A 13,601-nucleotide genomic window follows, 5' to 3' on the forward strand; every position below is an offset into this window, starting at 1 on the left:
GCCTTCGCCGCGTGCCGCCCGCGCCGAGCCGGACCGCCGTGGAGCCCGACGAGGGCCCCTCGGGTCCCGTGCCGTCGGGGGACGGCCCGACCGGCCAGGAGGACGTGATCCGGCCCGGGACGGTCGTCCCGACCTCGCTCGAGGCGCTGGTCGAGCGCATCACCGCGGCGACCGGCGAGGCCCCGGAGGTGCGGGGTGAGGTCGACGGCACCACGACCGGCGCCACGCTGCGGGCCGGCGAGGTCCGCCGCGGCGACCTGTTCGCCGCGCTGCCCGGGGCCCGCGCGCACGGCGCGGACTTCGCCGACCAGGCCCTCGGCCGCGGGGCGGCCGCCGTCCTGACCGATCCCGCCGGGGCCACGCGACCCGCCGTCGGGACCGTGCCGGTGCTCGTGCACCCCCGGCCGCGCGAGGCCCTGGGACCGGCCTCGTCGCGGATCTACGGCGACCCGTCGTCGCACCTGGCCCTGCTCGGGGTGACCGGGACCAGCGGCAAGACGACCACGGTCTACCTGCTCGAGGCGGCGCTCGCCGCGGCCGGCGCGACGACGGGCCTGATCGGCACCGTCGAGACGCGGATGCGCGGGCGGCGCGTGCCGAGCGCCTTCACCACGCCCGAGGCCCCCGACCTGCAGGCGCTGCTCGCGGCCATGGTCGAGCAGGACGTGACGCACGCGGCGATGGAGGTGTCCAGCCACGCGCTCGCGCAGGACCGGGTCGGCGGCACCGCCTACGCCGTCGGGGCCTTCACCAACCTCTCCGCCGAGCACCTCGACTTCCACCCGACGATGGAGGACTACTTCGCCGCGAAGGCCCGGCTCTTCGACGGGCGGGCCCAGCGCCACGTCGTCTGCGTCGACGACGCCTGGGGCCGCCACCTGGCCGGGATGGTGGAGGCGACGACGGTGAGCACCACCGGCGAGGCCGACTGGACCGTCGCCGACCTCGTCGCGCACCCGGACGGCACGCAGTCGTTCCACGTCCACGGCCCCGACGGCCTCGAGGTACCGGTCGAGCTGGCCCTGCCCGGCGCCTTCAACGTCGCCAACGCGCTGGTCGCCCTGGCCTGCGGGCACGCGGTCGGGCTCGACCCGGTCCGGCTGGCCGGCGGCCTCGCCACGGTCGCCGTCCCGGGCCGGATGCAACGGGTCGACGCGGGCCAGCCGTTCCTCGCGATCGTCGACTACGCGCACAAGCCCGCCGCGGTCGAGGCGCTGCTGACGACGTTGCGCGACGAGGTGTCCGGGCGGGTCCTGACGGTGCTCGGCTGCGGCGGCGACCGGGACCGCGAGAAGCGCCCCGTGATGGGGGCGCTCGCGGCGCAGCTCTCCGACCTGGTGTGGATCACCGACGACAACCCGCGCACCGAGGACCCGGCCGCGATCCGCGCGGCGATGCTGGACGGGGCGCACCGGGCCGAGGGGGCCCGTGCGATCGTGGCCGAGGAGGGCGACCGGCGGGCCGCGATCCGCGCCGCGGTGGCCGCCGCCCGCGCCGGTGACGTGGTCGTCGTCGCCGGGAAGGGCCACGAGCTGGGCCAGAAGGTCGGTGCGGAGGTCGTGCCCTTCTCCGACGTGGACGAACTCATGACCGCCATCCGAGAGGACCCTGCGTGATCGAGCTGACCCTCGCGGAGCTCGCCCGCCTCGTCGGCGGGCGGCTGCACCGGGCGACCGGCGACGAACGCGTCACCGGCACGGTCGAGTTCGACAGCCGCGCGGTGGGCCCGGGCGGGCTCTTCGTCGCCCTCCCCGGTGAGCGGGTCGACGGTCACGACTTCGCGACGACGGCCGTGGCCGCGGGCGCGGCCGGGGTGCTCGCCGCCCGCGAGGTGGACGCGCCCGCGGTGCTCGTGGAGCCGCTGACCGGTGCGCACGTCCCGGACGCCGCCCATGACGCGGCCGGCGCGGCCGTCCTGGTGGCCCTGCAGACCCTGGCGCGGCACGTGGTGGACGCGTTGCCGGACCTGGACGTCGTCGGCATCACCGGGTCCTCCGGCAAGACCTCCACGAAGGATCTGGCCGCCGCCCTGCTCGAGCGCGACGGTCCCACCGTCGCCCCGCCCGGGAGCTTCAACAACGAGCTCGGGCACCCCTGGACCGTGCTGCGCTGCGACCCCGCGACGCGGCACCTCGTCGCCGAGCTCTCCGCCCGCGGCCGCGGCCACATCGCGGCGCTGTGCCGGGTCGCACCCCCGCGGATCGGGGCGGTGCTCAACGTCGGGTCCGCGCACCTCGGGGAGTTCGGCTCGCGCGAGGCGATCGCGCAGGCCAAGGGCGAGCTGGTCGAGGCCCTGCCCGCGGAGGGTGTGGCCGTCCTCGGCGCCGACGACCCGGTCGTCGCCGCCATGCGCTCCCGCACCGCCGCCCGCGTGGTCCACACCGGCCGGGCGCCGGAGGCCGACGTCCGCGCGGTGGACGAGACGATCGACGGGGAGGGCCGGGCGCGGTTCCGGCTCCTCACCCCGTCCGGCGAGGCCGAGGTCGCTCTCGGGCTGCGCGGGGCGCACCAGGTCGACAACGCGCTGGTCGCCGCCGCGATCGCGCTGGAGTCGACGCGGCTGACGGTGGACGAGGTCGCGACCGCGCTGGGCGAGGCCGTCCCGCGCAGCCGCTGGCGCATGGAGGTCGGGGAGCGTCCGGACGGTGTCCGGGTGCTCAACGACGCCTACAACGCGAACCCCGAGTCGATGCGGGCGGCGCTGGCCACCCTGGCGTCGATGAGTGGGCGGCACACGGCCGTCCTGGGCGTGATGGGCGAGCTGGGCGACGACGCCGAGGCGGCGCACGCCGAGCTCGGCCGGCTCGCAGCCGCGTCCGGGCTGCAGCGGCTCGTCGTCGTCGGGGAGGCGGCCCGCCCGACCTACGAGGCGGCCCGCACGGCCGGGCTCGCCTCCGACCTGGTGCCCGACGCGGCCGCGGCCGTGGAGGCCGTGCACGCGGCCCCCGGCGACGTCGTGCTGGTCAAGGCCAGCCGGTCCGCGGGCCTGGAGAAGGTGGCCGAGGCGTTGCTGGACCAGGGAGCCGTCCGATGAGGGGCGTGCTGGTCGCGGCCGGGATCGCCCTCGCGGTGTCGATCCTGCTGACGCCGTACGTGATCCGGCTGTTCATCAAGCAGGGCTTCGGGCAGGAGATCCGCGAGGAGGGCCCGCAGAGCCACCAGGGCAAGCGCGGCACCCCGACGATGGGCGGGGTCGCGATCCTCATCGCGATCTGGGTCGGCTACCTCGTCTCGCACCTGGTCGCGGACGTGTCGATCTCCGCGTCGGGTCTGCTGGTCCTGCTGCTCATGACCTCGCTCGGCGTGGTCGGCTTCCTCGACGACTTCATCAAGATCCGTCGACAGCGCAACCTCGGGCTGAACAAGACCGCGAAGCTGGTCGGCCAGCTCGTCACCGCGGTGATCTTCGCGGTGCTCGCGCTGCAGTTCTCCGACGAGCAGGGGCTGACACCGGCCTCGACGAACCTGTCCTTCGTCCGCGACATCGCGATCGTCGGCTTCGGCAGCATCGGGTTCGTCCTGTTCTGCTACCTGATCGTCACGGCCGCCTCGAACGCGGTGAACCTGACCGACGGGCTGGACGGGCTCGCGGCGGGCATCTCGGCGATGGTGCTCGCCACCTACCTGATCGTCTCGTTCTGGCAGTTCCGCAACGCCTGCGGCACCGCGATCGAGGCGGGCTGCTACCAGGTCCGCGACCCGCTCGACATCACCCTCGTCGCGGCCGCCGGCATGGGCGCCTGCATCGGCTTCCTGTGGTGGAACGCGGCCCCGGCGCGGATCTTCATGGGCGACACCGGGTCCCTCGCGCTCGGGGGCATGTTCGCGGGCCTCGCGATGGTGACCCGCACCGAGCTGCTCCTGGTGGTCCTGGGGGGCGTGTTCGTCGTCGAGGCCCTGTCGGTGGTCCTCCAGGTCGCGGTCTTCCGGACGACGAGGCGGCGCCTGTTCCGGATGGCCCCGTTCCACCACCACTTCGAGCTGGCCGGGTGGGCCGAGACCACCGTCATCATCCGGTTCTGGCTGCTCGCGGCGATCTGCTGCGCGTTGGGGCTGGGACTGTTCTACAGCGAGTGGCTGGCCGCGTCCGGTGGCTGAGCGCGGGGGACTCGCGGGCACGCACGTCCTCGTCGCGGGGGCGCGCCGGACCGGTGCGTCCGTCGTCGACGTGCTCCTCGAGATCGGCGCCCGGGTCACCGTGGCGGACGCCGACCCGGCCCAGCTCGCCACCCTGTCCGACCGCAAGGCCGAGTTCACCGAGGACCTGACGACGCTGCCGCCGGACTGCGGCCTCGTCGTCACCAGCCCCGGCTTCCGCCCGGACTCGCCGCTCGCCACCGCCGCGCACGCGGCCGGTGTCGAGATGATCGGCGAGCCGGAGCTCGGGTGGCGCCTGGGGCAGGACCCGGCCGTGTGCCCGGACGGGCCGCCGACCTGGCTCGCCGTCACCGGCACGAACGGCAAGACGACGACGACCGGCATGCTCGAGGCGATCCTGCTCGCGGCCGGACGCGACGCGGTCGCCTGCGGCAACATCGGCCTGCCGATCGTCGACGCGCTGCGGGCCGGGCACCGGGTGCTCGCGGTGGAGCTCTCCAGCTTCCAGCTCGAGTGGTCGCCCTCGGTCGCGCCGTTCGCCGGTGCGGTGCTCAACGTCGCCGACGACCACCTCGACTGGCACGGGTCGATGGCCGCCTACGCGGCGGCGAAGGCGCGCGTGTTCCGGGGTCGGGTCGCCGTCGGCGGGCTCGACGACGAGCGGGCCGCCGGCCTGCTCCGGGCCGCCCCCGGGCGGCGGGTGGGCTTCACCCGGGGCGAGCCGGGGCCCGGCGAGCTGGGCATCGTCGCCTCCCGCGGGGTGCGCCGGCTCGTGGACCGGGCGTTCGACGACGCGGGCGGCGAGGACCGGCGCCCGACCGTGATCACCGACGCCGCGGACATCGTCCCGGCCGGTCCGCCCGGCGAGGCCAACGCGTTGGCGGCCACCGCGCTCGCGCGGGCGATCGGCGTGCCCGCGGAGGCGGTCGCGGCCGGACTCCGCGCCTACGCCCCCGGCGCCCACCGCGGCGCGGTGGTGGCCGACGCGGCCGGGGTCCGCTGGGTCGACGACTCCAAGGCCACCAACCCGCACGCCGCGGCCGCGTCCCTGGCCGCGCACGCCCGCGTGGTCTGGGTGGCGGGCGGCCTGCTCAAGGGCGCCGAGGTCTCCGACCTGGTGCTCGCGCACGCCGGCCGCCTCGCCGGGGCCGTCGTGCTGGGCGCCGACCGGGCCCGGATCCTCGACGCGCTCGCCCGACACGCCCCCGAGGTGCCGGTCGCGGACGTCGGCGGGGGCGACGATGGCCCGATGGACGCGATGCTGGCGGCGGCCCGGGCGGCCGCGACGATGGCCCATCCCGGCGACGTCGTGCTGCTGGCACCCGCAGCGGCCTCGATGGACATGTTCCGCGACTACGCGGCCCGCGGCGACGCCTTCGCCGCGGCCGCCCAGCAGGTCGCCGCCGCGGGCGGCGCGAGCGGGGACGTGGCCGGGACCGACGCGGACCCGTCGTCGTGACCACCCGGTCGTCGGCGCCGCGCCGCGAGCGACCCGCGCGCGGCCAGGCGCCGCCGCACGTCCGCGCCCTCGGCGGCGCGCTGCACCAGTGGCTCGGCCGCCCGCTGACCTCGCTGCACCTCGTCCTCGCGGTGTTCGGGCTGCTGACCGCGCTCGGCCTGGTCATGGTGCTCTCGGCGTCGTCGGTGAACGCCTACGCGTCCGGCGGCTCCTCCTACGGCGTGTTCGTCCGGCAGGCGGCGTTCGCCGTGCTCGGGGCCGGGCTGTTCTGGCTCGGGCTGCGCGTGCCGCCGCGACGGTGGCGTGCCGCCAGCCCGTGGCTGCTCGGCGTGTGCCTGCTGCTGCTCGCGCTGGTCCTCGTCCCGGGGCTGGGCGCGGAGGTGAACGGCTCGCGGTCGTGGTTCCGGGTGGCCGGGCTCTCCCTGCAGCCCAGCGAGATCACCAAGATCGCGCTCGCGCTCTGGGGCGCGCACGTGCTCGTGCGGCACCGCCCGGCGCCGCGGCGCTGGCGGCAGGCGCTGCTGCCGATGGTGCCGGTCGCGGTGCTGGTCTTCGTGCTCGTGATGCTCCAGCCCGACCTCGGCACGACGATCTCGCTCGGCGTCATCGTGGTCGCCCTGCTCTGGTTCGCCGGCGCGCCGCTGGGGCTGCTCGCGCTGATCGGCACCGGCGGCGTCGTGGGCATGGTGGTGCTCGGCGTGATCGCGAGTTACCGCCAGAGCCGGATCGCGGCGTTCCTCGACCCGGCGAACGCCGACCCGCTCGGCCCGGCCTACCAGGCCCGGCAGGCGCTGTACTCGCTCGCCGACGGCGGGCTGTTCGGCCAGGGCCTCGGGCAGGGCCGCGCGAAGTGGAGCTACCTGCCCAACGCCGACAACGACTTCATCTTCGCGATCATCGGCGAGGAGCTCGGCTTCCTCGGCGCGGTCGCGGTGATCGCCCTGTTCGTCACCCTCGCCTACACCGGCCTGCGCATCGCGGCGCGGTCCGTGGACCCGTGGATCCGGGTCGTGTCCGCGACGCTGACGGTGTGGCTGGTGGTGCAGGCCGCCATCAACATCGGCTACGTCGTCGGCCTGCTGCCCGTCACCGGCATCCCGCTGCCCCTGGTCTCCTCAGGTGGCACCTCGCTCGCCCTCGCCCTGTTCGCGGGCGGCCTGCTCGCGAACTTCGCCCGCCACGAGACCGACGCCGCCGCGGCGCTGCGCACCCACGGGCAGGGCCGCCTCGCGCGCGCCCTGCGCCTGCCCCCGCCCGATCCGGTGCGCGCCCGCTGACCCCCGAGGAGTACCCCTGGTGCCCGACCGCCCCCGCCACCCGCTCTCCGTCGTCGTCGCCGGCGGCGGCACGGCCGGCCACATCGAGCCCGCGCTCGCGCTGGCCGACGCGGTGAAGCGGCTGCGCCCGGACGCGCGGGTGACCGCCCTGGGCACCGCGCGGGGCCTGGAGACGACCCTGGTGCCCCGGCGCGGCTACCCGCTCGAGCTGGTGCCGCCGGTGCCGCTGCCGCGCAAGCCGTCCAAGGACCTCGCGGCGCTGCCCTGGCGCATCCTGCGGTCGGTCCGGCGGACCCGCCAGGTGCTGCGCCAGGTCGACGCGGACGTCGTCGTCGGGTTCGGCGGGTACGTGGCCCTGCCGGCGTACCTCGCCGCGCGGCTGCCCGGCACCCGCATGCCGGTGGTGGTCCACGAGGCGAATGCGAGCGCCGGCATCGCGAACAAGGTCGGGGCCCGCCACGCCGCGGCGGTCGCGGCCGCCGTGCCCGGCAGCGGGCTGGACGGGCCGGTGATCGGGATGCCGCTGCGCCGCGCCATCACCACCCTCGACCGCGAGGCGCTGCGCGCGAAGGCCCGGGCCCACTTCGGTCTCGACCCGCACGCGCCCACGCTGCTGGTGTTCGGGGGGTCGCAGGGCGCGCGGTCGCTCAACGAGGCGGTCGCGGGCGCCGCGCCGGAGCTCGCACGGGCCGGTATCGGCGTGCTGCACGCCCACGGGCCGAAGAACACCGTGGACGTCGCGCCCAGCACCCCGCCCTACGTCGCGGTGCCCTACCTGGAGCGGATGGACCTGGCCTACGCCGCCGCCGACCTCGCCATCTGCCGGTCCGGCGCCATGACCGTGGCGGAGGTGTCCGCGGTGGGCCTCCCCGCGATCTACGTGCCGTTGCCGCACGGCAACGGCGAGCAGCGTCTGAACGCGCTGCCGGTCGTGGAGCACGGTGGGGGCATCCTGGTCGAGGACGCGGAGCTCACCCCGGAGAAGGTCGTCGACCTCGTGGTACCGCTCCTGACCAGCGGTGAGCGGCTCTCCGCGATGAGCGCGGGAGCCCGGCGTACGGGCCACGCGGACGCGGACGAGACACTGGCCCGGATGGTGCTGGACGCGGCAGAGGGCCCGGGGGCCGAGGAGGGGGCACGGTGACCGAGGAGACCATGCAGCCCGGTGAGCAGGCGGTCGCGCCGGAGCTGCCGCGCCTGCTCTCGCGCGTGCACTTCATCGGCGCGGGCGGGGCGGCGATGAGCGGGATCGCCCGCATCCTGCTCGCCCGTGGCGCCATGGTGTCCGGCTCGGACGCGAAGGACTCCCGGGCCGTCCTCGCCCTGCGCACCCTGGGCGCCGAGGTCTCGATCGGCCACGACGCCGCGAACCTCGACCTGCTGCCCGGCGGCCCCACCGCCCTCGTCACGACGAAGGCGGTGCACCAGGCGGACCCGGACAACCCCGAGCTCCTCGAGGCCGCCGCCCGCGGGATCCCGGTACTGCACCGCTCGGCGGTGCTCGCCGAGCTGATGGCCGACCACCGCGCGGCGTGCGTCTCGGGCAGCGCGGGGAAGACCTCGACCACGTCGATGCTGGTCGTCGCGCTGCAGGCCTGCGGCACCGACCCGTCGTTCATGATCGGCGGCGACCTGCTGGCGTCCGGTTCCAGCGCCCACCACGGGCACGGCGACGTGTTCGTGGCCGAGGCCGACGAGTCCGACGGGTCGTTCCTGGCCTACACGCCCGCCGTCGCGATCGTCACCAACGTCGAGCCCGACCACCTCGACCACCACGGCACCGTCGAGGCCTACGTGGCGGTGTTCGACGCGTTCGCCGGACGCATCGAGCCGGGTGGGGCCCTGGTGGTGTGCGCGGACGACCCGGGCGCCGCCGCGCTGGGCGACCGGGCGGCCGCGGCCGGGGTGCGCGTGCGCCGCTACGGCCGGACGGCCACCGGCCCCGACGACGTCGCCGTGCTCGACTACCGCGCCGAGGCCTCGACGGGGGTCCTGACGATCCGCGTCGACGATGTGGAGCGGACCGTGCGGCTCGGGGTCGCCGGGGAGCACCAGGCCCTCAACGCGTGCGCCGCCCTCCTCGCCGGGCTGGACCTCGGGGCCCCGCTCGAGAAGCTGCTCGACGGGCTCACCTCGTTCACCGGGGTCCGCCGGCGGTTCGAGCTGCGCGGTGAGACCGGGGGGGTGCGCGTGTACGACGACTACGCGCACGCGCCGACGAAGGTCGCCGCCCAGTTGCGCGCCGCGCGGCCGGTGCTGGGGGAGCGGGGCCGGCTGATCGTGGCGTTCCAGCCGCACCTCTACTCGCGGACCCGGGACTTCGCCGAGCAGTTCGGCGAGGCGCTCTCGCTGGCCGACGAGGTGGTGCTGCTCGACGTGTACGGCGCCCGGGAGCAGCCGGAGCCGGGCATCAACGGCACGACGATCGCGCGGCACGTCGCGCTGCCCGCCGAGGACGTGCACTACGAGCCGTCCTGGGCGGCCGTGCCGAGCCTCCTCGCCGACCTCGCCCGCCCCGGTGACCTCGTGATCACGATGGGCGCGGGCGACGTCACCGTGCTCGGCCCGGAGGTCCTCGCCGAGCTCGAGCGTCGGGACCAGGCGAGCGGAGCGACGGGGACGGGCTCGAGCCCGGCCCACGTCGGGGGCTGAGCCCCCTGCCGCCCCCGACCCGACGTCCGCGGTCCGGCGCCCCCGACGGCCGGTCGGGGCGCTCGGGCGGGTCCCGCTCGACAGCCTCCCGCTCGACGGGCTCCCGGTCGGCGGGCGGCCGGGACCGGGGACGCCGCCCGTCGTCGCGACCCCCGCGGGAGCGTCCGCCCCGCGACCACGCCGCGATCGAGGCACGGGCCGCGCGCCGGCGCACGCTGCGGCGGCGCTGGACGGCGGGGGTGCTCGCGCTCGCCGTCGTCGGGGGACTGGTCTACCTGCTCGGCTTCTCGCCGGTGTTCGACGTGCGCGGTGTACAGGTCGACGGTGCGACGCCGGAGACCCTCGGGACCGTGCAGGAGGCCGCGGCGGTGCCGCCGGAGACGTCGCTGCTGTGGCTGTCGACGGCGGAGCTGGACGCACGGGTGGCGGCGATCCCCCGGGTCGCCTCGGTGGACGTCCGGCGGTCCCTGCCGGGCACCGTGACCGTGACGGTGACCGAGCGGGAGCCGGTGGCGGCGGTGCCGATGGCGGCCGGTGTCGCCCTCGTCGACGGCACCGGGTTCGTCTACCGGACCATGCCCGCGCCGCCCCCCGGCATCCCGCGCCTGGTCCTGCCGCCCGGGGTGGCGGCCTCACCCGAGGACCCGGCCACGGTGGCCGCCGTGCGGGTGCTGGAGGCCCTCCCGCCGAACCTGCAGACGAAGGTGACCGAGCTGCGCGCCGGGAGCGCCTACGACGTCTCGTTCACCCTCGACGGGCGCACGGTGCGCTGGGGCGCCGACGCCGAGGACGACCGCAAGGCCGCCGTCCTCGGCCCGCTCCTGACCCGGCCGGGCTCGGTCTACGACGTCTCCACCCCGGAGCTCCCGGTCGTCAGCTGAGCGCCGTACGACCGGCCGCGCTGCGCGACCGGACGACTCTCGATCACCACTCGAAGTATCACGCACGGTCACCGTGTCTGCGGTGGTCGGCGGCCACCGAGGGTCGCCAACTCCCGCGGAGAACAACTCGTCCGAGGTCGCCGCCCCTCGCTCGGGGGACACGCGAAGGACCTGTGACCTGCGCGAACGAGTTTCACCACTCCGGTTATCACTCACGTGCACACCACGCGTTTCGCTTGACCCAGATGTGTCACGCAGCGTCAACTCTGCGCCGTCGGCACGACGGTGGGGAGAGGTGCGAGGGCGATGACCATGAGGACCGGCCGCGACACGCGGGGTGCGGCGCCGCCACGGGTGCGGCGGGCGCTGGCGACCGTGCTCGCCGCGGCCGCGACCGCCTCGATCCTGGGGGCCACCCTCGGCCACGCCCCCGTCGCCCGGGCGTCCGAGCCGGGCGAGACCTGGGTCCCCGAGCTCGCCGTCGAGGGCGGTGACGACACCAACGTCGTCGCGACCACCGGCGCCGTCCGTCTCGCCGCCGGTGTCGTCCGCGCCCAGAGCGCCCGCTCGACGCGGAACGAGGGAGAGCTGCTCCTCGCCCCGCGCCGGTCGTCCACGCCCGTCGACCGCGTCACCGCGGAGGTCACCGCGGACGTCCCGCCGGGCGGTGAGGTGCTCGTCGACGTCCGTGGCCTGCGCACCGACGGCACCTGGAGCCAGTGGAGCACCGCGAGCCCCGCGGGCCCCGCCGTGCTGGCCCAGCCCGCCACCGAGCTGCAAGTCCGCGTCACCCTCGTGTCGGGCGACTTCGGGGCGAGCCCGGCCCTCCAGCGCCTGTGGCTCGCGGCCGACCGCTCCACGCCGACCCCCGCACCCACGGCCCCACCGGCTCCGCCGGCGCCGACGGCCCCGCCGACCGTCCCCACCGCCGCCCCCGCGCCCGCCCCGGAGCCCGCGAAGGCCGCCCCGGTCACGAGCCGCGTGTTCGCGACCCGCATCGGCCTGGTCGGCAACACCACCGCCAACGGCCACGTCATCGTGCCGCGGGACCACTTCGTCGCCCTGCCCTCGCGCCGCGGGCTCTCCCCGCGCGACAAGGGCGACTACACGGTCAAGGTCTGCGCCGCGAACGGGCGCTGCGCCTGGTCCCCGGTGTGGGACGTCGGGCCGTGGAACATCCGCGACGACTACTGGAACGCCGCCCGCCAGCAGTGGGGCGATCTCCCGCTGGGCTTCCCGCAGGCCCAGGCCGCCTTCCAGCGCGGCTACAACGGCGGCAAGGACGGGTTCGGACGGCGGGTCGCGAACCCCGCGGGCATCGACCTCGCCGACGGCACCTACTACGACGACCTCCAGCTGCGCGACAACGGCTGGGTCACCGTCACCTACCTCTGGACCGGCACCGGTCCCTCCGCCCTGGCCCGCCCGACCGGCGCGCCGACCCTCGTCGTGCGCTCCGCCCCCACCGACGCGTCGTCCTCGGTCGGTGCCGTCGCCTCCGGCGCGCGGATGGCCGTGACGTGCACCGCCACCGGCCAGCTCCGCGCCGGGTCGCAGGGCCCGAGCGCGCAGTGGCTCCAGATCGGTCCGCAGCAGTACGTCCCCGCCGCCGCCGTGGAGGCCCCCCGTGTCGCGCCCTGCTGATCTCCTCGAACCGCTCGCCCCCCGCCCGCTCTCCCCGCACGCCGGTCCCGGCGCGACGCCGCCGACCGCCCCGGAGGACCGCGAGCGACGCCGTCGCCACCGCCACCGCGCCGTCCTGACGGCGGGTGCGGGCGCGCTCCTCGCCGCCGTCCTCGGCCTGGCGGCCTCCGCGACCGCCGTGCCGACCGGGGAGAGCTGGGGCAGCGAGCTCGCCGTCTCCGGCGGCGACGACGTCAACGTCTCGATGGTCGACGGGGCCGTCCGGCTCGCGACGCCGTCGACGGCGAAGGCGCGCTCGGAGGGCGTCATGCTCCTGCCGCCGCGCCGCCCGGCGGCCCCGACCAATGCCGTGACCACGGAGCTCACCGCCGACCTGCCGCCCGGCACGTCCGCCCGGGTCGACGTGCGCGGCATCCTGCCCGACGGGTCGTGGAGCCGCTGGTTCCCGACGAAGGACGACGTGCGCACCGTCCTGCCCGCGATGACGACGCAGGTCCAGGCCCGGGTGGTCATGCTGGGCGGCTCCGGCTCGGTCAGCCCGGCGGTCGAGCGGCTGTGGCTCACCACGTCGACCACGAGCGCCGCCCCGGCGACCGGGACGGCTCCGGCCGCGCCGACCACGACCACGCCGGCCCCGACGACGACTGCGAGCGCGGCCCCGAGCCCGGCCCCGCCCTCGACCACCCTCATCCCCATCCGCCCGACCACGCCGGCGGCGACCCCGAACGCCGCCCCCGCTCCGGCCGCGAAGCCGATCTGGGACGCGGCCATCACGGCGCAGGGTCTGGGCATGTTCAAGGACACGCCCTGGAACATGGTCGGCGCGAAGACGCCGACGGTCGTCCCGGCGACCGGGCTGACCGGCCGCAAGGCCCTGAAGTTCACGATGCCCGGCGGCGGTAAGCGCTCCGAGATCGAGCCGAACGTCGACAACTTCACCGAGGGCCAGGACCGCTACATCCGGCTGTCGGTGCGGCTCGCCGACGGCTTCCCGGTGGACACCGACTCCTGGCAGCTCATCACCCAGTTCAAGAACGAGGGCGAGGGCAGCCCGCCGCTCGAGCTGCGCATCGGCGGCGGCAACTTCGTGCTCTCCGGCGGGTTCGGCCACCCGGACGGCTCGAAGAGCTTCGACAAGGTGATCGCACCAGCCGCCGTCGGGAAGGTGACGACGCTCGTGCTGCACGTGAAGTTCTCGTCGACGAGCTCCAAGAGCGTCGTCGACGCGTGGGTCGACGGGCAGCAGAAGGTCACGGGCTTCCGCCCGCCCGGCGGGACCATGTACCCCGGCGACTACAGCTACTGGAAGCTCGGGCTCTACCGCGACACCGGGATCTCGCAGGCCTCGACCTACGAGCTCTCGGACGCGAAGCTCGGCGACTCCTACGCCTCCGTGGCCGGCTGACGGGCCTCCCGCAACCGAGCGAGCGGCACTCTCGCTGCGTCTACGTGCGCGAGAGTGCCGTTCGCTCCGAACCGGAGGGGCGAACTCTCGACCCGCCGTCGAGAGTTCGGTGGCCGTGCGGCAGACGGGTGACATCGACGCGGGACATGCCCGGCGCGCCTGCGTGCATCCCCGGGTGTCGGCTG

At 75.9% G+C, this 13,601-nt stretch carries 10 protein-coding genes; all 10 read left to right on the plus strand.

The window, feature by feature from the left end:
• Positions 1-11: 11 nt before the first annotated feature.
• The 10 genes from QRT03_RS13015 (at position 12) to QRT03_RS13060 (ending at position 13,416) form a co-directional block, all read left to right on the plus strand.
• Positions 12-1,616: a UDP-N-acetylmuramoyl-L-alanyl-D-glutamate--2,6-diaminopimelate ligase gene (locus QRT03_RS13015; protein ID WP_286053249.1), complete on the plus strand. Its 1,605-nt coding sequence runs from the start codon at positions 12-14 to the stop codon at positions 1,614-1,616.
• Positions 1,613-3,034, plus strand: a complete 1,422-nt coding sequence (locus QRT03_RS13020) for a UDP-N-acetylmuramoyl-tripeptide--D-alanyl-D-alanine ligase (RefSeq protein ID WP_286053250.1) — start codon at positions 1,613-1,615, stop codon at positions 3,032-3,034. The genes QRT03_RS13015 and QRT03_RS13020 overlap by 4 nt, the downstream gene beginning before the upstream one ends.
• Entirely contained in the window at positions 3,031-4,098 is a 1,068-nt protein-coding gene (gene mraY, locus QRT03_RS13025; RefSeq protein ID WP_286053251.1) for a phospho-N-acetylmuramoyl-pentapeptide-transferase, read from the plus strand. The genes QRT03_RS13020 and mraY overlap by 4 nt, the downstream gene beginning before the upstream one ends.
• Positions 4,091-5,557, plus strand: a complete 1,467-nt coding sequence (gene murD / locus QRT03_RS13030) for a UDP-N-acetylmuramoyl-L-alanine--D-glutamate ligase (protein ID WP_286053252.1) — start codon at positions 4,091-4,093, stop codon at positions 5,555-5,557. Before mraY ends, murD begins: the two co-directional genes overlap by 8 nt.
• The gene (gene ftsW, locus QRT03_RS13035) at positions 5,554-6,834 is read left to right on the plus strand and encodes a putative lipid II flippase FtsW (RefSeq protein ID WP_286053253.1); all 1,281 of its coding nucleotides are present in this window, start codon (positions 5,554-5,556) and stop codon (positions 6,832-6,834) included. The genes murD and ftsW overlap by 4 nt, the downstream gene beginning before the upstream one ends.
• Before the next feature lie 19 nt (positions 6,835-6,853).
• Entirely contained in the window at positions 6,854-7,978 is a 1,125-nt protein-coding gene (gene murG, locus QRT03_RS13040; protein ID WP_286053254.1) for an undecaprenyldiphospho-muramoylpentapeptide beta-N-acetylglucosaminyltransferase, read from the plus strand.
• 11 nt (positions 7,979-7,989) lie between these two features.
• Positions 7,990-9,486: a UDP-N-acetylmuramate--L-alanine ligase gene (gene murC / locus QRT03_RS13045; RefSeq protein ID WP_286053363.1), complete on the plus strand. Its 1,497-nt coding sequence runs from the start codon at positions 7,990-7,992 to the stop codon at positions 9,484-9,486.
• Positions 9,487-9,725: 239 nt separating this feature from the next.
• The gene (locus tag QRT03_RS13050; RefSeq protein ID WP_286053255.1) at positions 9,726-10,367 is read left to right on the plus strand and encodes a cell division protein FtsQ/DivIB; all 642 of its coding nucleotides are present in this window, start codon (positions 9,726-9,728) and stop codon (positions 10,365-10,367) included.
• 306 nt (positions 10,368-10,673) lie between these two features.
• Entirely contained in the window at positions 10,674-12,011 is a 1,338-nt protein-coding gene (locus QRT03_RS13055) for a hypothetical protein (RefSeq protein WP_286053256.1), read from the plus strand.
• Positions 11,995-13,416 carry a polysaccharide lyase family 20 protein gene (locus QRT03_RS13060; protein WP_286053257.1) on the plus strand — a complete coding sequence of 474 codons (1,422 nt, stop codon included), beginning with the start codon at positions 11,995-11,997 and terminating at the stop codon, positions 13,414-13,416. Before QRT03_RS13055 ends, QRT03_RS13060 begins: the two co-directional genes overlap by 17 nt.
• Positions 13,417-13,601: the final 185 nt, after the last annotated feature.

The sequence above is a fragment of the Actinomycetospora termitidis genome, from assembly GCF_030286555.1.
In the GTDB taxonomy this organism is placed as follows: domain Bacteria; phylum Actinomycetota; class Actinomycetes; order Mycobacteriales; family Pseudonocardiaceae; genus Actinomycetospora; species Actinomycetospora termitidis.